We start from the raw sequence: 21,143 nt of genomic DNA, 5'->3' as shown, positions 1-21,143 counted from the left end.
GTTGTGACATATATCATGTATAAATTGGACTTATATTGTTTTATTTATGTAAAGTTGGCAATACTTCTTATTAGGAGGTGACAGTGTTGCTGAAAAGAGTAGTGCAATTATTAATTATATTTGCTGGTGGTACGATTGGTTATTTATATTTACCATTTTTAATGAAGTTGATGAGTCTAGGAGATGTAACGTGGTTATCGAACCAAGTGACAACGACTATCATTGGAGCGGCTATTGCTTATTTCGTAACGTTTTGGGCTGTTGATTATATAGTGCGTTTTTTGAAATGGATTGAGGAGACGTTGGTCAACATACCAGTAGCTGATTTGTTATTTGGTAGTTTGGGGTTAATTGTAGGGTTGATTATTGCGTTTTTAGCAACTATTCCATTAGCTGAGACAGGTATTAAATTCTTGTCACAAGTTGTTCCAATCTTTTTAACCGTTGTTACAGGCTATTTAGGTTTTCAAGTTGGTTTAAAGCGTCGTGACGAATTTAAAAGTATGTTGTCTTTAGCAGATACGAAAAAGGATAAAGAGAAGAAGAAAGAAAAAGGCAGTGATACAGAAGAATTTTCTTCCGAGGAGCCGCCGAAGACGAAGATTTTAGATACAAGTGTTATTATTGACGGGCGTATTGCGGATATTTGTCAAACTCATTTTTTGGAAGGTACAATTTTAATACCGCAGTTTGTGTTAGAGGAATTGCAGCACATTGCAGATTCTTCTGATGTTCTAAAGCGTAATAGAGGACGAAGAGGATTAGACGTTTTGAATCGAATGCAGAAAGAGATTCCAATAAACGTGGAGATTTATGAAGGTGACTTTGAAGACATACAAGAAGTAGATAGTAAACTCGTGAAGCTAGGGAAATTAATTAACGGTATTGTCGTGACGAACGATTTTAATCTAAACAAAGTTTGTGAGTTTCAGAATGTACAAGTGTTAAACATAAACGATCTTGCTAACGCAGTAAAACCAGTCGTATTACCTGGTGAAGAAATGACTGTTCAAGTAATTAAAGACGGAAAAGAGCAGAAACAAGGTGTTGCTTATTTAGATGATGGAACGATGATCGTTGTTGAAGAGGGTAAAGATTACATTGGACAGACGATTGAAGTACTGGTTACAAGTGTCTTACAAACTTCAGCTGGACGCATGATTTTTGCAAAGCCGAAATTACTTGAAAAAGCGTTGTAAAAGCGGTATAACCAATTATAGAAGTACAAAAGTGATAACGATCTTGTTATCGCTTTTGTTATGTCTAATGCTTTATTGGGAAGTCCGTAGGGGAAATATACGAAAGTACAGATCGTAAAATCAATAGGTAGGATGAGAGAAATGATTCCATATCAAGTCATAATACTAGCTGCTGGTCAAGGGAAACGAATGCAAGCCAATCAAAACAAGCAGTTTATCCGTTTGAAGGGAGAACCTGTTATTGTACATACGCTAAAAACGTTTCACCAAGACAATGCTTGTAAACAAATTCACTTAGTGATTAATCCGATAGAGCAACAGGCGATGCAACAACTCGTAGAGAATTACCAGCTAACGAGTAAAGTGAATATAGTCTATGGTGGAAAAGAAAGACAAGATAGTGTGTATGCAGGGTTGTTAGCATGTGAAGAACAGGAAGGGATTGTACTTATACATGATGGAGCAAGGCCGTTTGTAGAGAAGCATCACATTACTTCTTTAACTGCTCAAGCGGAAAAGGAAGGAGCTGCATTACTCGCTGTACCTGTAACAGATACGATTAAACGTAAAACAGAGGTAGGTCTGACTTCTCTAGATCGAAGTGAACTGTGGGCAGCTCAAACACCGCAGGCTTTTCAGTTTTCTGTTATAAAAAAAGCCCATGACAAGGCGCGAGAAGTTTCATTTATTGGGACAGACGATGCATCATTAGTGGAGAGAATTCACTTGCCAGTTCATATTGTTCAAGGGAGTTATAACAATATGAAACTGACGACGCCAGAAGATATTGAAAAAGCAAATGCAATATTAACTAAACGTAATCCATTATAAAAGAGGAGAGATAACATGTTTCGTATAGGCCAAGGCTTTGATGTCCATCAATTTGCAGAGGATCGTCCTTGTATTATAGGTGGCGTACATATTCCGTATGAAAAAGGGTTGAAAGGTCACTCTGATGCAGATGTGCTGTTACATACCATAGCGGATGCTTGTTTAGGAGCGATAGGGGAAGGGGATATCGGTAAACATTTCCCTGATACAGATCCTGCTTTTAAAGATGCTGATTCTGCCGAATTATTAAGACATGTTTGGAAATTAGTCGAAAAGAAGGGATATTTCCTGGGAAATGTCGATTGCACAATTATTGCCGAAGCTCCCAAAATGGCCCCGCACATCGAAGACATTTGTACTAGCATTGCAGGCATTTTACAAGTCGATCCTAAACAAATTAATGTAAAAGCTTCAACTACTGAAAAATTGGGGTTCCCGGGCCGAAAAGAAGGTATTGCCGCATTAGCGGTTGTTTTACTTCAACAAGCATAATCGCTATAATGGCAATAGAATTATTTACTTCATTACAGCGTTATTTTGAATAGAATGGTAAAATAAACACACACAAGACGCAGTTGTTGAAAACAGGAAGGAGAAATAATATGACAAATCAAGTTCGCGTACGCTATGCTCCTAGTCCAACAGGGCATTTACACATTGGTAACGCACGTACGGCTTTATTTAATTACTTATTTGCACGTCACTTTGGAGGGCAGTTTATTATCCGTATTGAGGATACGGATGAGAAGCGAAATGTTGCCGGTGGAGAGCAAAGCCAAATGCAATATTTAAAGTGGCTTGGGATAGATTGGGATGAAGGGGTAGATGTCGGGGGAGAATACGGACCATATCGTCAAATGGAGCGTATTGACATTTATCAAAAGTATATTGATCAGTTACTAGAAAAAGGGTTGGCTTATAAGTGTTACATGACGGAAGAGGAGCTTGAAGCAGAGCGTGAAGCGCAGCGTGCACGTGGACAAGTTCCGATGTATTCTGGTGCTCATCGTGACTTAACGAAAGAGCAACAAGCGGAAATGGAAGCGGAAGGTCGTAAGCCAAGTATTCGTATTCGCGTACCAGAGGAGCGTACGTATACGTTTCATGACATTGTTCGTGGTGATATTACTTTCCAATCTAGTGACTTTGGTGACTGGGTTATTCAGAAGAAGAACGGCACGCCAACGTATAACTTTGCTGTTGCTGTAGATGATTATTTAATGAATATTACACATGTTTTACGAGGTGAAGAACACATCTCAAATACGCCAAAACAAATGATGGTGTATGAAGCGTTCGATTGGCAGCCTCCTCAATTTGGTCACATGGCACTCATTTTAAATGAGCAGCGCAAGAAATTAAGTAAGCGTGATGAACATATTCTTCAATTTATCGGACAATATGAGAAGTTAGGCTATTTGCCAGAAGCGCTGTTTAATTTCATTACATTACTAGGTTGGTCTCCTGTTGGGGAAGAAGAAATCTTTACACAAGATCAGTTAATCACAATGTTTGATCCAGAGCGTTTGGCTACTTCACCTGCCGTATTTGACCCTCAGAAGTTGAAATGGATCAATAATCAGTATGTGAAGACAGCAGAACTAAATAAGATTGTTGAGATGACGTTGCCGCATTTAATAGAAGCAGGTAAATTGCCAGTAGATATGGATGAAACGCAGCGTGCGTGGGCAAGCGAACTTATTTCTTTATACCAAGAGCAGTTAAATTATGCTGCTGAAATAGTAGAGCTAACAGAGCTATTTTTCCGTAAAGAAATTGACTATGATGAAGCGGCAATGGAAGTACTAAATGGGGAGCAAGTTCCAGAGGTGTTAGAAGTATTTGGGAAGAAGTTAGCTGAATTGGATCAGTTTGGCCCGGCAGAAATTAAAGCGGCAGTGAAAGCTGTTCAAAAAGAGACAGGTCATAAAGGGAAGAAATTATTTATGCCAATTCGAGTTGCTACAACTGGTCAAAGTCATGGTCCAGAGCTACCAAATGCCATTCACTTGTTAGGGGAAGAAACGGTACAAGCGCGTTTAGAAAGTGCTCTACGTCAACTGAAGTAATAAAGATTCACATTTTATGAACTTTGTAATATAGTGAAATTATCTTAAAAACATCGCAGGATGGTTATCCATATAATTAGAATGTTGAAGAGGAGAAGTAGAAAGGGTTTGCCATATGCAGAGAGAATCACCTTTGGCTGTGAGTGATTTTATGGAACTCTTTTGAAATGCACCTCCGAGTCACTTGTGGAAGAAGAGTATACAAGTGCGATTCTCTCCCGTTATCGAGAGTGAAGGTGGAGAAGAGGTCGATAAGCCTTATTCTCAATCAGAGTGGAACCGCGCGAAGAAAGCGTCTCTGTGTATAAAACACAGAGGCGCTTTCTTTTTTGAATTGGATTTGTTTTTATTTATAAAGGGAGGGATGAGTGTGAGTCTTTTTAAATTGTTGAAAGAAGATGTCGATGTTGTGTTTGATCAAGACCCTGCAGCCCGCAGCCGCTTAGAAGTGGTGTTAACGTATTCGGGAGTACACGCGGTTTGGGCACATCGTATTGCTCATGCTTGCCACCGGAAGAAGTTCTTCTTCTTAGCGCGAGTTATTTCGCAAGTGAGTCGATTTTTTACCGGCATTGAAATACACCCAGGCGCGAAGATTGGAAGACGTTTCTTTATTGATCACGGCATGGGCGTTGTCATTGGAGAAACGTGTGAAATAGGAGATTATGTTACGATTTTCCAAGGCGTTACATTAGGTGGGACAGGGAAAGAGAAAGGGAAAAGGCACCCCACGTTAAAAGACCACGCCTTAGTCGCTACAGGCGCGAAGGTGTTAGGATCTATTACAATTGGTGAAAATTCCAAAGTTGGAGCAGGGTCTGTTGTGTTACGCGATGTCCCAGACCATTCGACTGTTGTAGGGATTCCTGGTCAAGTCGTGATTCAAAATGGAGAGAAGGTAAGGAAGGATTTGGATCATCACAAAATGCCGAACCCTGTATCAGATCGATTTAAACAAATGGAACAACAAATTGTAGCTTTACAAAATGAAATAGAGCAACTAAAACAAGGAGTGGAGCTAGATGACAATTAAACTATATAACACATTAACAAGGCAAAAAGAAAAGTTTCAACCGCTTAAAGCAGGGGAAGTGAAAATGTACGTTTGTGGCCCGACTGTTTATAATTATATCCACATCGGAAATGCTAGACCTGCCATCGTATTTGATACGGTTCGACGTTACTTCGAATATCAAGGATATAAGGTTCATTATGTCTTAAACTTTACAGATGTTGATGATAAATTGATTAAAGCTGCAAATGAACTAGGGGAAGAAGTGCCTGCCATTGCGGAACGCTTTATTAAGGCTTATAAAGAAGATGTAGGTGTATTTGGAGTAAAAGAAGCAGTTGATCATCCGCGAGTAACCGAGAATATGGATGAAATTATTGCATTTATCGATGCGCTCGTGGAAAAAGGGCATGCCTATGAATCAGCAGGGGATGTGTATTTCCGTACTCGCTCTTTTGAGACGTATGGTAAGCTATCGCAACAACCAATTGATGAATTGCGTTCAGGTGCGCGAATTGAAGTTGGGGATAAGAAAGAAGACCCGTTAGATTTTGCTTTGTGGAAAAATGCTAAAGGCGGCGAGATTTCTTGGCAAAGTCCGTGGGGAAAAGGAAGGCCGGGCTGGCATATTGAATGCTCTGCAATGGCGAAGAAATACCTTGGAGATACAATCGATATACACGCTGGAGGTCAAGACTTAACGTTCCCGCATCATGAGAATGAAATTGCCCAGTCAGAAGCGTTGAATGAAACAACGTTCGCCAATTATTGGATGCATAATGGCTATATTACAATTGATAATGAAAAAATGTCGAAATCGCTTGGGAATTACGTATTAGCCCATGATATTAGTAAAGCCCATGATCCGCAAGTTGTTCGTTTCTTTATGTTAAGTGTTCATTATCGTAACCCAATAAACTTTAATGAAGAATTGCTCAACAGTGCGAAGAATGGTTTAGACCGTGTGCGTAACGCGTATCAAAACTTAAGCCACAGAATGGAATCAACGATGAATATGGATGATCACGAACAACAATGGCTAGAGAAAGCTGAGCATCACAAACAACGTTTCATCGATGAAATGAATGACGATTTTAATACAGCAAATGCTATATCAGTATTATTTGATATTACAAAAGACGCCAACATATACTTGCAATCCGACCATACATCTTCCAAAGTAATGGAGGCGTTTCAGCAATTACTACAAGAACTAACTAGCATACTTGGCATCGGGATTACGCAAGAGGAGGAGTTGCTTGATGAAGAGATTGAAGCTTTGATTCAGCAACGCATTGATGCTAGGAAGAATCGTGACTTCCAGAAAGCAGACGAAATTCGAGACGACTTAAAAGAAAGAAACATTATATTAGAAGATACCCCACAAGGAACTCGCTGGAAAAGAGGATAAGGATGAACAGGCAGAAAGTAGATGCAAAGCAGATGAAAAGTTTAACGTTAGCGTATATGGGAGATGTTGTATATGAACAATATGTTCGTGAACATTTGATCCGTGGAGGTGAGGTGAAGCCGCAGCAGTTGCATCAAGCTGCGGTTCGCTTCGTTTCTGGTAAATCGCAGGCCAATGTGCTGTATGAATGGCTAAATAAAGAAACATTAACGAGCGAAGAGAGAAGTGTTGTGCGTAGAGGAAGGAATGCCAAATCGGGTGGTACACCTAAGAATTTAGATGTACAAACGTACCGCTATAGTACCGCATTTGAAGCGTTAATTGGGTACCTTTATTTATGTGGAGCAACAGAACGTTTAGAACAGTTAGTTACAGAAGCAATTAGCATCGTAGAAGGAAGGGAATAATGATGAGTGAAGAATGGATTATAGGCAAAAACGCTGTCCTAGAAGCATTTCGATCAGGGCGAGCTATGAATAAAGTGATGGTATCTGACCAAATGCAGGCGAAAGCTAGTCAACAAATTCACAAGATAGCTAAAGAAAGTGGTATTCAAGTACAGAAAGTTCCGAGGAAGAAGTTGGATCAGTTAGTAGATGGGAATCATCAAGGTGTGGTAGCTTCTGTTGCGGCATACACGTACAGTGAGTGGGAAGATATTTTTCACAAGGCGGAAGAAAGAGGAGAATCACCATTCATTTTAATTTTGGATGAAATAGAAGATCCGCATAACTTAGGTTCTATTTTGCGAACAGCAGATGCTGCAGGCGTACATGGAGTCATTATTCCAAAACGGCGATCCGTTGGGTTAACCGCAACGGTTGCAAAAACATCTACAGGAGCTATTGAGTACATTCCTGTCGTTCGAGTGACCAATATTGCTAGAACAATTGATCAATTGAAAGAACAACGTGTATGGGTCGTTGGTACAGACGCTAAAGGTGATGAAGATTTCCGACAACTTCAAGGGGATATGCCAATTGCCCTCGTAATAGGTAGTGAAGGGAAGGGGATAAGTCGCCTAGTAAAGGAGAAGTGTGATTGGACGGTCAACCTTCCAATGGTTGGGCGTGTGACATCATTAAATGCATCTGTAGCGGCAGGCTTATTAATGTACGAAATACATCGAAAGCGTCATCCGCTTGGTGAGTAACAAATGGATGTTCTGATTGTTGATGGTTATAACATAATAGGAGCTTGGCCGGAACTAGAAGCTTTGCGTGACAAAGATTTAGCGACAGCGAGAGATTTGTTAATAGAGAAAATGGCCGAATATCAAGCTTATAGTGGCGAACAAGTCATCATCGTATTTGATGCTCATTATGTTCGAGGCATCGAAAAGAAGCAAAGCACACATAAAATCGAAGTGGTATTTACGAAAGAAAACGAAACTGCGGACGAACGTATAGAGAAGCTTGTTCAAGAACGAAAACATATTCGAAATCAAGTCTATGTTGCTACATCAGATTATACGGAACAGCGGACAATATTTGCGCAAGGGGCTCTGAGAAAGTCAGCGAGAGAATTATTGGTGGAAATGAATAATATAGAAAAAGAAATTCAACAAGAAGTAAAATTAAATAATGAACGTCAGTATAATGTGAAAATTCCCATAACGCAAGAGGTTTTGGATGTGTTTGAGAAGTGGAGGCGGGGTAAAAAGGATTAACTAGCACTGTTGACGCTTGTGAAAAGCCTCTGTATAATATTTCTATATCCATGACAGTACGGTCGGGGGGAGATCCTTACGTGAGCATTAGTCAAGTAGATACAGGCAGCCAAGATTTAAGTCTATTATCAGACGAGGAAGTTGTAGTATTGGTTCATAAAGGGGATAGCCGCGCCCTAGAGCACTTAATTAATAAATATAAGAATTTTGTGCGCGCGAAAGCTCGAACATATTTTCTTATTGGAGCGGACCGAGAAGATATTGTACAAGAGGGGATGATAGGCTTGTATAAAGCGATAAGAGATTATCAGAAAGACAAGCTATCATCATTTAAAGCCTTCGCGGAATTATGTGTAACTCGCCAAATTATTACCGCTATAAAAACAGCTACTCGCCAAAAACATATCCCACTAAACTCATACGTTTCTTTAGACAAGCCTATATATGATGAAGAATCAGACCGAACACTTTTAGATGTCATTGCTGGAACAAAAGCACTTGATCCCGAACAATTAATGATTAACCGTGAACGATTCGGTGATATGGAAACAAAGATGTCGGAATTGTTAAGTGAATTAGAGCGTGAAGTGTTAGCGCTTTACCTCGATGGACAATCGTATCAAGAGATTTCAGTCGAATTAAATCGCCATGTGAAATCCATTGATAATGCGTTGCAACGCGTAAAACGAAAATTGGAAAAATACCTCGAAATAAGCGAGGTCATCTTGTAAGCTGTCGTTGACATAAATATGGTTGCGTGATACATTTATTGAAGTAATAACCCTAGTTAAGGGGAGAAGTACGTTGAATAATAAGATTATATTAGCGTGTGCAGAATGCATGAATAGAAATTATTCTACAGATAGAAGCGCTGGCTCAGAACAAAGGTTAGAAGTACGCAAATATTGCAAGTATTGTAATAAACACACGATGCATCGTGAAACGAAATAACGCTCTAGCATGTTAGATGGGTGAATTTTTGGGGGGACCATTATGATCAAGTTTTTAGGAAATGTATCCAAAGAAATGCGAAAAGTGAGTTGGCCTAATGGTCGTGAATTAACGAAATATACGATTACGGTGGTTACTACTCTAGCGTTTATTACTATTTTCTTTGCCCTGGTCGATTTAGGGATTTCGCAAGTTCTTGAACTGTTTTTTGAAAAGTAATGGACTCCCTAAGTAGTTTATCGAATAAAGCTATTATGATTATGATATAATGTTACTATTACTTCACGTTCAAAAGCCCGTTTAACGGGTTTTTTCATGTGGTTAAAAAATCCACCATAAGGGAGGGAAGGGCAAACCGTTTGTCCAGAGACTATGGAGAAAAGATGGTATGTCGTACACACTTATTCCGGGTATGAGAATAAAGTGAAGAAAAATTTAGAAAAACGTGTAGATTCAATGGGAATGGAAGATAAAATTTTTCGTGTTATTGTTCCTGAGGATGAAGAGACGGAAATTAAAAACGGGAAACGAAAAGTGCAAATGAAGAAAGTTTTCCCGGGTTATGTATTAGCTGAAATGGTAATGACGGATGATTCGTGGTATGTTGTACGAAATACACCTGGTGTAACAGGGTTCGTAGGCTCCACTGGTTCAGGTTCAAAGCCTACTCCTCTCTTGCCAGAAGAAATTGAAACTGTATTGAAACGTATGGGGATGAATGAACCTGTACATGAGGTAGATTTTGAATTGAAAGAAAGTGTGCGTGTGAAAGAAGGTCCATTCGCTGACTTTGCTGGTACAATCGAGAACATTGATATGGATAAACAAAAAATTAAAGTGCACGTCAATATGTTTGGGCGCGAAACACCTGTAGAGCTAGAATTTTCGCAAATTGAAAAATTATAGAGGATCCCCCTTGCAATAATTGCTGAATAATGCTAGAATTTTTATGTTCATTATGCCTCGAGCAAGAGGATTTATGTTGATAAGAGAGTGGGAGGGGTAAGTCCCCTGTAACCACATCACGGACTTAAGGAGGTGTGTCTCGTGGCTAAAAAAGTAATTAAAGTTGTTAAGCTTCAGATTCCTGCAGGTAAAGCAAATCCAGCGCCACCAGTTGGACCAGCACTAGGTCAAGCAGGTGTTAACATTATGGGTTTCTGTAAGGAATTTAACGCACGTACTGCAGATCAAGCAGGTATGATTATTCCGGTTGAAATTACGGTATTTGAAGACCGTTCATTTACATTCATCACCAAAACCCCGCCTGCTGCTGTTCTTCTTAAAGAAGCGGCTGGAATTAAATCTGGATCAGGTGAACCTAACCGTAATAAGGTTGCAACAGTTAAGCGTGATAAAGTACGCGAAATTGCTGAATCTAAAATGCCTGACCTAAACGCTGCTAACGTAGAGGCAGCAATGCGCATGGTAGAAGGTACAGCGCGCAGTATGGGAATTGTTGTAGAAGACTAATCCCACAACGGCCTGTGTGAAGGAGAAGGTTGCGAGGATGGAGTTTTGCCACCTTCGCAACCTTTATTCGTGGGAGGTAAAACCGTTAAAACCACAAAGGAGGAAATTAAAATGGCAAAAAGAAGTAAAAGATATCAAGAAGCGTTAAAGCTTGTTGATAAAACAAAAAATTATGAAGTAAGTGAAGCTGTTGCTCTTGTTAAAGAAACATCAAAAGCAAGCTTCGATGAAACAGTAGAGGCTGCATTTCGTCTAGGCGTAGACCCTAAGAAAGCAGACCAACAAATTCGCGGTGCTATGGTATTACCACATGGTACAGGTAAATCACAAAGCGTATTAGTTTTCGCTAAAGGTGATAAGGCGAAAGAAGCAGAAGCAGCTGGAGCAGATTATGTAGGTGAGCAAGATTTAATCAACAAAATCAACCAAGGTTGGTTTGACTTTGATGTAGTAGTTGCTACTCCTGACATGATGGCTGAAGTAGGTAAACTTGGTCGCGTGCTTGGACCTAAAGGTTTAATGCCTAACCCTAAAACAGGTACTGTAACATTTGAAGTAGAAAAAGCAGTTAATGAAATCAAAGCTGGTAAAGTAGAATACCGCGTTGATAAAGCAGGTAACGTTCACGTGCCAATCGGTAAAGTATCTTTTGATAATGAAAAGTTAGTAGAAAACTTCACTTCCATTACAGAGACTTTACTAAAAGTGAAGCCACAAGCTGCTAAAGGAATTTACATGCGTAACGCTGCTATCGCTTCTACGATGGGCCCTGGCGTACGTGTTGATGTTTCTAATTTCAAAGCTAACTAATAAGTAGTTGACATTAGCTAAACAAATGGTTATAATAACTTTTGTTATATAGATAAATACGTTATACCGTAGACAGTAGGTGCGAGTGCTTCGCTTAATTTCCTACCGAGGTGAGTGAATCATATAGAAGCTTAGTTGTGCGTTTAAGAACCGAGCTATATCTGATATGCCTCCGTGTCTACCACGGGGGCATTTTTCATGGTCGATTTCGCTTTATTGGAAATAGAACATAACACCTTAACGGTATGATGATAAGTCAATAGGAGGTGGAACGATGAGCAAAGTAATTGAGCATAAGAAGCAGGTTGTTTCTGACATTACAGAAAAACTTCAAAACAGCAAATCAACAGTTCTAGTTGATTACCGCGGTTTAGACGTTGAACAGGTAACACATCTTCGTCAACAATTACGTGAAGCGGGCGTAGAATTCAAAGTGTATAAAAACACGATGACTCGTCGCGCGGCTGCTGAAGCGAATATGGCAGAACTTGATGAGACGTTAGTAGGTCCAACAGCTCTTGCATTCAGTGAGAATGACGCTGTAGCTGCTGCTAAAATCATTAACAACTTCGCGAAAGAAAATGACGCACTTGAAATTAAAGGTGGCGTTGTTGAAGGTAGTGTAGCTACTGTTGATCAAATTAAAGAGCTTGCGGAACTTCCAGATCACGACGGTCTTGTTTCCATGCTTCTTTCTGTACTTCAAGCACCAATGCGCAACTTCGCGCTTGCAACAAAAGCTGTTGCGGAACAAAAAGAAGAACAAGGCGCTTAATCGCCTGATTATTCACGGTCATATGATATAAAAAATTTAAGGAGGAACAATCATGACTAAAGAACAAATTATTGATGCTATTAAAGAAATGAACGTTCTTGAACTAAACGATCTTGTAAAAGCAATTGAAGAAGAATTCGGTGTAACTGCTGCTGCACCTGTAGCTGTAGCTGGTGGCGGTGCTGCTGAAGCTGCTGAAGAGCAAACAGAATTTGATGTTGTACTTGAAAATGCTGGATCTTCTAAAATCAAAGTTGTTAAAGCGGTACGCGAAATCACTGGTCTTGGCTTAAAAGATGCTAAGGAAGTAGTAGATAACGCTCCTAAAGCAGTTAAAGAAGGCGCTTCTAAAGAAGAAGCTGAAGAAATCAAAGCTAAGCTTGAAGAAGCAGGCGCTAAAGTAGAAGTTAAGTAATGAAAGTATAAAAAGCTCGCTGTTTATCGGCGAGCTTTGCTTTTGCTTTCACTTGGTTAAGGTGTATGTGATCAACACCATTTTAAATAGTGTTATAAATAATGAACCTCTCCAAAGAATGTTTTATCTTTTCTCCTCTTTTATGAGCTTTGCTAAATGCTTTAGACATGTTCTTCCTAAAGCTTGCTTACTATTAATGATGCACAGGTAGGTGTTAGGTTTGACTGAACATTACTATTCCAAGAAACCAGGAACAAATAGTGCTCCAAAACAATGGACATTTAAACTAAGAGGAAAAAACCTGCGCTTCACGACGGATCATGGAGTCTTTTCAAAAGATGAAGTTGATTTTGGTTCAAGAACCCTGTTAGAAGTTTTCAGAGAACCGGATGTCCAAGGAGATTTCCTTGATTTAGGGTGTGGCTACGGCCCAATAGGTATTGCATTAGGTATAGACTTTCCGCAACGACGTGTCGTGATGGTGGATGTGAATGAACGAGCATTAGAATTGGCGCAACAAAATGCTTGCAATAATAACGCGGCGAATGTTGAGTTAGTTGCGAGTGATCAGTTTGAAGCTATTTCGAAGCGGGATTTTGCTGCAATTGTAACAAACCCACCGATTAGAGCGGGTAAGAAAGTTGTTCATTCCATGTTGGAACAAAGCCATCGGGCGTTATTACCTAAAGGGGAATTATGGGTTGTTATACAGAAGAAGCAAGGCGCTCCGTCAGCGAAAGCTTTATTAAATGAACTTTTTCCTGAAGTTGAAGTTGTTGTTCGAAATAAAGGTTATTATGTATTTAAAGCAGTTAAAGATTGACTTGCTTCAAGGTGTATGATAGTATTGGAAAATGCCAATAAGTATAATGCTTGTCAAGGTGTTTTTTAGTTTTTTATGTATATAAAGCCTTGGGTATGTTAACAATGGTAAAATCGAATGAACGAAATAAGAATTGTGGTTTTTTTGAGAAACCCTTTTTCTTTTTGTCTAACGTTAGAGAAAATGAAAACTTTTTAATTACATTTGTCTTAGATAGATGTATAAATAGGATACTTGCACGGGTAAATGTATGCACTCAGTGCGAGTTAGTTCGGCATGTATCATTTGCCGGACGATTTTTTCTTTATTAAAATGCTTGATTTGAGGGGTGAATCAGTTGACAGGTCAACTAGTTCGGTATGGACGACACCGCCAACGAAGAAGTTTTGCGCGTATTAGTGAAGTACTAGAATTACCAAACTTAATTGAAATTCAAACTGCTTCTTATGAATGGTTCTTACAAGAAGGTTTGAGAGAAATGTTTCGAGATATTTCTCCGATTGAGGATTTCACAGGGAATTTATCTTTAGAATTTATTGATTATTCTCTAGGTGAACCAAAATATCCAGTAGATGAATCTAAAGAGCGAGATGTCACTTATTCAGCTCCTCTTCGTGTGAAAGTTCGTTTGCTTAATAAAGAAACTGGCGAAGTGAAAGAGCAAGAAGTGTTTATGGGTGACTTCCCATTAATGACAGACGTAGGTACATTTGTTATCAACGGTGCGGAGCGTGTCATCGTATCGCAGCTCGTCCGTTCTCCAAGTGTATACTTTAGTCCAAAAGTAGATAAAAACGGGAAGAAGGGCTACACAGCAACTGTTATTCCGAACCGTGGTGCATGGTTGGAGTTTGAAACAGATGCTAAAGACGTAGTGCATGTTCGAATTGACCGTACAAGGAAGCTTCCTATCACAGTGTTGTTACGAGCTTTAGGTTTTGGTACGGACCAGGAAATTATTGACTTAATTGGTGACAATGACTTCTTGAAAAACACGTTAGAGAAAGACAATACAGAAAATAGCGAAAAAGCGTTGCTAGAAATATACGAGCGCTTACGTCCTGGTGAACCGCCTACAGTGGAAAATGCAAAGAGTTTATTGATTTCTAGATTTTTTGATCCAAAACGCTATGATTTAGCCAACGTAGGTCGTTACAAAATTAATAAAAAATTGCATTTAAAAAACCGTTTATTCAACCAAGTCTTAGCTGAGAACCTTGTTGATCCAGAAACGGGTGAAATTATTGCAAGCAAAGGCGATACGTTAGATCGCCGTCTTTTAGATAAAGTATTACCATATTTAGATGGAGCAGAGGACGAAAACCTAGGGGAAACTGTTATTGAACCTTATGATGGAGTGTTAGAGGATTCAATTAAGATCCAATCCATTAAAATTGTAGACCCGACAGACCCTGAAGGTGAAAAGACATTGAATGTCATCGGCAATGCTCAGGTGGATCATGAAGTTAAAAATATTACACCTGCTGACATTTTGTCTGCTATAAGCTATTTCTTTAATTTATTGCATAATGTCGGTGGAACAGATGATATTGATCACTTAGGTAACCGTCGTTTACGTTCGGTAGGGGAATTGCTGCAAAATCAATTCCGCATCGGATTATCACGTATGGAGCGAGTAGTAAGAGAACGTATGTCTATTCAAGATACGTCATCGATTACTCCACAACAATTGATTAATATCCGACCAGTTATAGCATCGATCAAAGAATTCTTTGGTAGTTCTCAGTTATCGCAGTTCATGGATCAAACAAACCCGTTAGCAGAATTAACACATAAACGACGCCTTTCTGCTTTAGGGCCTGGTGGTTTAACTCGTGAACGTGCAGGATTTGAAGTGCGTGACGTACACTACTCCCACTATGGTCGTATGTGTCCAATTGAAACACCTGAAGGACCGAACATTGGTCTTATTAACTCTTTATCTTCTTTTGCGAAAGTGAATAAGTTTGGTTTCATCGAGACTCCATATCGTCGTGTCGATCCAGAAACGAACAAAGTTACTAATTACATCGACTACTTAACGGCAGATGAAGAAGATCATTATGTTGTAGCACAGGCAAATGCGCAGCTAAATGAAGATGGTTCTTTCGTGGATGATGAAGTAATTGCTCGTTTCCGCGGGGAGAACACAGCTGTAAAGCGCGACCGTATTGATTATATGGACGTATCGCCTAAACAAGTAGTTTCGGCAGCGACTGCGTGTATTCCGTTCTTAGAGAATGATGACTCGAACCGTTCTTTAATGGGTGCGAACATGCAACGTCAAGCAGTACCTTTGATGGAACCACAAGCACCAATTGTTGGAACAGGTATGGAATATGTTTCAGGGAAAGATTCAGGTGCAGCTGTTATCGCTAAGCACGAAGGTATTGTTGAACGTGTGGACGCAAAAGAAGTAATAGTAAGACGAATATCTATGGTTGATGGGAATGAAGTAAAAGGTGACCTTGACCGTTACCGATTACAGAAATTTATCCGATCCAATCAAGGTACATGTTACAACCAGAAACCGATTATAAGCACTGGTGATCGCGTCAGTAAAGGTGAAATTCTTGCTGATGGTCCGTCGATGGAGCAAGGAGAACTAGCTTTAGGTAAAAACCCTCTAGTAGCATTCATGACATGGGATGGTTACAACTATGAGGATGCCATCATTATGAGCGAACGCCTTGTGAAAGATGATGTGTACACTTCCATTCACATTGAAGAATATGAATCGGAAGCCCGTGATACGAAGTTAGGACCAGAGGAAATTACCAGAGATATTCCGAACGTTGGAGAAGATGCATTACGTGACTTAGATGAACGAGGAATCATTCGTGTAGGTGCAGAGGTAACGGACGGAGACTTATTAGTAGGTAAGGTTACGCCAAAGGGTGTTACGGAATTATCTGCTGAAGAACGTCTACTGCATGCAATCTTTGGTGAAAAAGCACGTGAAGTTCGTGATACTTCCTTGCGAGTTCCACACGGTGCAGGCGGAATTGTTTTAGATGTGAAAATATTTAATCGTGAAGATGGAGATGAATTGCCTCCTGGAGTAAACCAACTTGTACGTGTTTATATCGTACAAAAGCGTAAAATCTCTGAAGGGGACAAAATGGCTGGTCGTCACGGTAACAAAGGTGTTATTTCACGTATTTTACCTGAGGAAGACATGCCGTATTTACCAGATGGAACACCTGTAGATATTATGTTAAACCCACTTGGTGTACCTTCCCGAATGAACATTGGTCAGGTATTAGAGTTACACTTAGGTATGGCTGCGAGACAGCTAGGGATTCAAGTTGCTACTCCTGTATTTGACGGAGCGCGCGAAGAAGACGTTTGGGACATTTTAGAAGAGGCGGGAATGGCCAGTGACGCCAAAACCATTTTATATGATGGTCGTACTGGTGAGCCGTTTGATAACCGTGTGTCTGTAGGTGTTATGTATATGATTAAACTTGCGCACATGGTAGACGATAAGCTTCACGCACGTTCTACAGGACCATACTCACTTGTTACCCAGCAACCATTGGGTGGTAAAGCTCAATTTGGTGGCCAGCGTTTCGGTGAGATGGAGGTATGGGCGCTTGAAGCATACGGTGCCGCATATACATTACAAGAAATTCTAACGGTTAAATCTGATGACGTGGTAGGTCGTGTGAAAACATACGAGGCAATTGTGAAAGGATCCAACGTTCCAGAGCCAGGAGTACCAGAATCATTTAAAGTATTAATCAAAGAACTTCAAAGTCTTGGTATGGACGTAAAAATATTATCTGCTGATGAAAAAGAAATTGACATTAGAGATATCGAAGAAGACGAAACACAATCGGCAGAGAAACTGAACTTAGACGGAGATTCTAGTAACGAAAATTAGTCTAAGCTATAAACGGTGAAGGCTCAGCTTAGGGTAAAACCTGTATACTATTAGGGAGGTAGGCCCCTTGCTAGATGTAAATAATTTTGAGTATATGAAAATAGGATTAGCTTCTCCAGAGAAGATCCGATCTTGGTCCAATGGTGAGGTTAAGAAACCAGAAACGATTAACTATCGTACACTTAAACCAGAGAAGGACGGTTTATTCTGTGAGCGTATTTTTGGTCCTACAAAGGATTGGGAATGTCATTGCGGAAAGTATAAACGTGTCCGCTATAAAGGTATTGTATGTGATCGTTGTGGTGTGGAAGTTACCAAGGCGAAAGTACGTCGTGAGCGTATGGGGCACTTAGAATTAGCTGCCCCAGTTTCTCACATTTGGTATTTTAAAGGTATTCCAAGTCGTATGGGGCTTGTTTTAGACATGTCTCCACGTTCACTTGAAGAAGTAATTTATTTCGCGGCATATGTCGTAACCGATTCCGGTGACACCCCACTTGATAAAAAACAACTTTTATCAGAGAAGGAATACCGTGCGTATCGCGAAAAATTCGGCAACTCATTCCAAGCAATGATGGGTGCTGAAGCCATTCGTAAGTTACTTCAAGACATTCATTTAGATAAAGAAGTCGACGCACTTAAGGAAGAACTGAAAACAGCACAAGGTCAACGCCGTACACGTGCTATCAAACGTTTAGAAGTATTAGAAGCCTTCCGTAATTCAGGAAATGACCCATCTTGGATGGTGTTAGATGTACTTCCGGTAATACCGCCTGAATTACGTCCGATGGTTCAATTAGATGGTGGACGTTTTGCAACTTCTGATTTAAACGATTTATATCGTCGTGTAATTAACCGAAATAATCGTTTGAAGCGTTTATTAGACTTAGGTGCACCATCTATTATCGTTCAAAATGAAAAACGTATGCTTCAAGAGTCTGTTGATGCTTTAATAGATAACGGGCGTCGTGGTCGTCCGGTAACTGGACCAGGAAATCGACCATTAAAATCTTTGTCTCACATGCTTAAAGGGAAACAAGGACGCTTCCGTCAAAACTTGTTAGGTAAACGTGTAGACTATTCCGGACGTTCTGTTATCGTTGTAGGGCCTAACTTGAAAATGTACCAATGTGGTCTTCCGAAAGAGATGGCTCTAGAATTATTCAAACCATTTGTAATGAGAGAATTAGTTGACCGCGGTCTAGCTCATAACATTAAGTCTGCGAAACGTAAGATTGAAAGAGTACACCCAGAAGTATGGGATGTGTTAGAAGAAGTAATCAGAGAGCATCCTGTACTACTTAACCGTGCACCTACTCTTCACCGTCTTGGAATTCAGGCATTTGAACCAACATTAGTAGAAGGTCGCGCAATTCGCCTGCATCCACTTGTATGTACGGCCTATAACGCGGACTTTGATGGTGACCAAATGGCTGTACACGTGCCACTATCTGCAGAAGCGCAAGCAGAAGCACGTATCTTAATGTTGGCGGCTCAGAACATCTTAAATCCGAAAGATGGAAAACCGGTTGTTACACCATCACAAGATATGGTATTAGGTAACTACTATTTAACGCTAGAACGTAAGGGTGCAGTTGGAGAAGGGAAAGTATTTAAAAATACAAATGAAGCAATTATTGCATACCAAAATGGTTATGTGCATTTACACACACGTGTAGCAGTGCAAGCTTCCTCTTTAGAAAACAAGACGTTTACAGCGGAGCAAAATAGTCAGTTGTTAGTAACAACGGTTGGAAAGTTAATTTTTAATGAGATATTACCGGAGTCGTTCCCGTATATTAACGAACCGACTCAACTTAACCTTACAGAACGTACACCTGAGAATTATTTCATTCCTAAGGGTACTAACGTAAAAGAGAACATTGAACAACGAGAATTGGTTCAACCGTTCAAGAAGAAAATTCTTGGTAATGTGATTGCTGAAGTCTTCAAACGTTTCAAGATTAGCGAAACATCTCGCATGCTTGACCGAATGAAAGATTTAGGATTTGCGTATTCCACAAAAGCCGGTATTACAGTAGGTGTGTCAGACATTGTTGTATTACCAGAGAAGCAAGAAATCCTTGAGGAAGCTCAATTGAAAGTAGATAAAGTCATGAAGCAATTCCGTCGTGGTCTTATTACAGATGAAGAGCGTTACGATCGTGTTATCGCTATTTGGTCTGCGGCGAAAGATGACATTCAAGAACGCTTAATGAAATCCCTTGAGCCTACAAACCCAATCTTCATGATGAGTGACTCAGGAGCGCGTGGTAACGCATCTAACTTTACGCAGTTAGCGGGTATGCGTGGTTTAATGGCCAACCCAGCTGGTAAGATTATTGAGTTGCCGATCAAATCCAGTTTCCGTGAAGGATTAACGGTATTAGAATACTTTATTTCTACACACGGGGCACGTAAAGGTCTAGCAGATACAGCGCTGAAGACAGCCGATTCAGGTTATCTAACACGTCGCCTAGTAGATGTTGCCCAAGACGTTATTGTTCGTGAGGATGATTGTGGTACAGATCGTGGTTTAGAAGTAATGGATTTGAAGGAAGGTACAGAGTTAATCGAACCTTTAATGGACCGACTAATTGGCCGTACAGCATTCCATACAGTAAAGCATCCTGAAACAAATGAAGTACTCGTAAAGCCGAACGATCTTATTACAGAAGATAAAACACGCATCATTATAGAGGCTGGTGTGGAGAAAGTAGTCATTCGTTCTGTATTTACTTGTAACACACATCATGGTGTATGTAAGAAATGTTATGGTCGTAACTTAGCTACTGGTTCAGAAGTAGAGGTTGGAGAAGCAGTTGGAATCATTGCAGCCCAATCTATCGGTGAGCCAGGTACACAGTTAACAATGCGTACGTTCCACACAGGTGGAGTTGCAGGAGACGATATAACTCAAGGTCTTCCACGTATTCAAGAGTTATTTGAAGCACGTAATCCAAAAGGACAATCTGTTATTAGTGAAATTCACGGTACTGTTGAAGAAGTAAATGAAGTGAAAGATAAGTTTGAAATCACAGTACAAGGCGAAGTAGAGAAACGTAACTATACAGCCCCTTATGGTGCACGCATGAAAGTCGCAGTGGGTGATTATGTTGCTGCGGGTGATCCATTAACAGAAGGTTCAATTGACCCTAAAGAGTTATTGAAAATTCAAGGGTTGGAAGGTGTTCAGACCTACTTGCTTAAAGAGGTACAGAAAGTTTACCGTATGCAAGGTGTAGAAATCGGAGATAAGCACGTTGAAGTAATGGTTCGCCAAATGCTTCGCAAAATCAGAGTCGTTGATTCTGGTGATACAGATGTGCTTCCAGGTTCATTACTAGAAATTAGAAACTTCAAAGAAGCAAATGAATCTGCGCTATTAAATGGGCACCAGCCTGCAGTTGGAAATCCTGTACTATTAGGAATTACCAAAGCATCTCTTGAAACAGATTCCTTCTTATCCGCTGCATCATTCCAAGAAACAACTAGAGTTCTAACAGATGCGGCAATTAAAGGAAAACGTGATGAGTTGCTGGGACTTAAAGAAAATGTTATTATTGGTAAGCTTGTTCCAGCAGGTACTGGTATGACGAGATATCGTAGTGTACAGCCTGCATCAGATGAACTAACAGATGATATGATCCGCGCGGAACAGCCGGAGGAAATAACTCAATCTTAGTCATTAAGATCATGTACAAGTGATAATCCCTGAAGCATCTTGATAAAAAAATTACAAACAACGTTGACAATAGAACGAGTGAGTGATAATATATTCAAGGTGCTTCGATTTTATCCTTGTTGCTTTGGAGGATA

Annotated in this window: 20 protein-coding genes and 2 other annotated features; all 20 genes read left to right on the top strand. The window is 40.0% G+C overall.

Going from position 1 to position 21,143, the window contains the following annotated elements; all coding sequences use genetic code 11:
- Positions 1–86 precede the first annotated feature (86 nt).
- Positions 87–1,199: a PIN/TRAM domain-containing protein gene (locus tag N784_RS12990; RefSeq protein ID WP_036835606.1), complete on the top strand. Its 1,113-nt coding sequence runs from the start codon at positions 87–89 to the stop codon at positions 1,197–1,199.
- A gap of 144 nt (positions 1,200–1,343) precedes the next feature.
- Positions 1,344–2,030 (top strand): 2-C-methyl-D-erythritol 4-phosphate cytidylyltransferase, encoded by a 687-nt coding sequence (gene ispD / locus N784_RS12985; protein WP_036835616.1) that lies wholly within the window; start codon positions 1,344–1,346, stop codon positions 2,028–2,030.
- A 15-nt stretch (positions 2,031–2,045) separates the two neighbouring features.
- Positions 2,046–2,522, top strand: a complete 477-nt coding sequence (ispF, locus tag N784_RS12980) for a 2-C-methyl-D-erythritol 2,4-cyclodiphosphate synthase (RefSeq protein WP_036835605.1) — start codon at positions 2,046–2,048, stop codon at positions 2,520–2,522.
- A gap of 110 nt (positions 2,523–2,632) precedes the next feature.
- A complete protein-coding gene (gene gltX, locus N784_RS12975) occupies positions 2,633–4,099 on the top strand; it encodes a glutamate--tRNA ligase (RefSeq protein WP_036835604.1) in 1,467 nt (488 codons plus the stop codon).
- Positions 4,100–4,174: 75 nt separating this feature from the next.
- Positions 4,175–4,402 (top strand) — a binding site (T-box leader).
- A gap of 67 nt (positions 4,403–4,469) precedes the next feature.
- Entirely contained in the window at positions 4,470–5,132 is a 663-nt protein-coding gene (gene cysE / locus N784_RS12970; protein WP_232306022.1) for a serine O-acetyltransferase, read from the top strand.
- Complete coding sequence (gene cysS / locus N784_RS12965; protein ID WP_036835603.1) at positions 5,122–6,522, top strand: cysteine--tRNA ligase; 1,401 nt, start codon at positions 5,122–5,124, stop codon at positions 6,520–6,522. The genes cysE and cysS overlap by 11 nt, the downstream gene beginning before the upstream one ends.
- A gap of 2 nt (positions 6,523–6,524) precedes the next feature.
- Positions 6,525–6,929 (top strand): Mini-ribonuclease 3, encoded by a 405-nt coding sequence (locus N784_RS12960; RefSeq protein ID WP_036835602.1) that lies wholly within the window; start codon positions 6,525–6,527, stop codon positions 6,927–6,929.
- 2 nt (positions 6,930–6,931) lie between these two features.
- Positions 6,932–7,675, top strand: coding sequence for a 23S rRNA (guanosine(2251)-2'-O)-methyltransferase RlmB (gene rlmB, locus N784_RS12955; protein WP_036835614.1), 744 nt, complete (start codon positions 6,932–6,934; stop codon positions 7,673–7,675).
- A gap of 3 nt (positions 7,676–7,678) precedes the next feature.
- On the top strand, positions 7,679–8,191 hold the full coding sequence (locus N784_RS12950) for an NYN domain-containing protein (RefSeq protein ID WP_036835601.1): 513 nt from the start codon (positions 7,679–7,681) through the stop codon (positions 8,189–8,191).
- Between the two features lie 80 nt (positions 8,192–8,271).
- On the top strand, positions 8,272–8,922 hold the full coding sequence (gene sigH / locus N784_RS12945; protein ID WP_036835600.1) for an RNA polymerase sporulation sigma factor SigH: 651 nt from the start codon (positions 8,272–8,274) through the stop codon (positions 8,920–8,922).
- 73 nt (positions 8,923–8,995) lie between these two features.
- The gene (rpmG, locus tag N784_RS16380) at positions 8,996–9,142 is read left to right on the top strand and encodes a 50S ribosomal protein L33 (RefSeq protein WP_084600251.1); all 147 of its coding nucleotides are present in this window, start codon (positions 8,996–8,998) and stop codon (positions 9,140–9,142) included.
- A 42-nt stretch (positions 9,143–9,184) separates the two neighbouring features.
- The gene (gene secE / locus N784_RS12940; protein WP_036835599.1) at positions 9,185–9,361 is read left to right on the top strand and encodes a preprotein translocase subunit SecE; all 177 of its coding nucleotides are present in this window, start codon (positions 9,185–9,187) and stop codon (positions 9,359–9,361) included.
- A gap of 153 nt (positions 9,362–9,514) precedes the next feature.
- Positions 9,515–10,048, top strand: coding sequence for a transcription termination/antitermination protein NusG (nusG, locus tag N784_RS12935; RefSeq protein ID WP_036835598.1), 534 nt, complete (start codon positions 9,515–9,517; stop codon positions 10,046–10,048).
- Positions 10,049–10,189: 141 nt separating this feature from the next.
- Positions 10,190–10,615 (top strand): 50S ribosomal protein L11, encoded by a 426-nt coding sequence (gene rplK, locus N784_RS12930; RefSeq protein ID WP_036835597.1) that lies wholly within the window; start codon positions 10,190–10,192, stop codon positions 10,613–10,615.
- A 111-nt stretch (positions 10,616–10,726) separates the two neighbouring features.
- On the top strand, positions 10,727–11,425 hold the full coding sequence (rplA, locus tag N784_RS12925; protein WP_036835596.1) for a 50S ribosomal protein L1: 699 nt from the start codon (positions 10,727–10,729) through the stop codon (positions 11,423–11,425).
- 48 nt (positions 11,426–11,473) lie between these two features.
- Positions 11,474–11,632: a sequence feature (ribosomal protein L10 leader region), on the top strand.
- A gap of 67 nt (positions 11,633–11,699) precedes the next feature.
- Positions 11,700–12,200 (top strand): 50S ribosomal protein L10, encoded by a 501-nt coding sequence (rplJ, locus tag N784_RS12920; protein ID WP_036835595.1) that lies wholly within the window; start codon positions 11,700–11,702, stop codon positions 12,198–12,200.
- 52 nt (positions 12,201–12,252) lie between these two features.
- Positions 12,253–12,615, top strand: coding sequence for a 50S ribosomal protein L7/L12 (gene rplL, locus N784_RS12915; RefSeq protein WP_036835594.1), 363 nt, complete (start codon positions 12,253–12,255; stop codon positions 12,613–12,615).
- A 220-nt stretch (positions 12,616–12,835) separates the two neighbouring features.
- Entirely contained in the window at positions 12,836–13,438 is a 603-nt protein-coding gene (locus tag N784_RS12910; protein ID WP_036835593.1) for a class I SAM-dependent methyltransferase, read from the top strand.
- A 337-nt stretch (positions 13,439–13,775) separates the two neighbouring features.
- On the top strand, positions 13,776–17,324 hold the full coding sequence (rpoB, locus tag N784_RS12905; protein WP_036835592.1) for a DNA-directed RNA polymerase subunit beta: 3,549 nt from the start codon (positions 13,776–13,778) through the stop codon (positions 17,322–17,324).
- Between the two features lie 67 nt (positions 17,325–17,391).
- Positions 17,392–21,009, top strand: coding sequence for a DNA-directed RNA polymerase subunit beta' (rpoC, locus tag N784_RS12900; protein ID WP_036835591.1), 3,618 nt, complete (start codon positions 17,392–17,394; stop codon positions 21,007–21,009).
- Positions 21,010–21,143 lie beyond the last annotated feature (134 nt).

The organism is Pontibacillus litoralis JSM 072002, assembly GCF_000775615.1.
GTDB lineage: Bacteria > Bacillota > Bacilli > Bacillales > BH030062 > Pontibacillus > Pontibacillus litoralis.
Note: the sequence above shows the minus strand (reverse complement) of the source record. Positions and strands in the feature narration are given on the sequence as shown.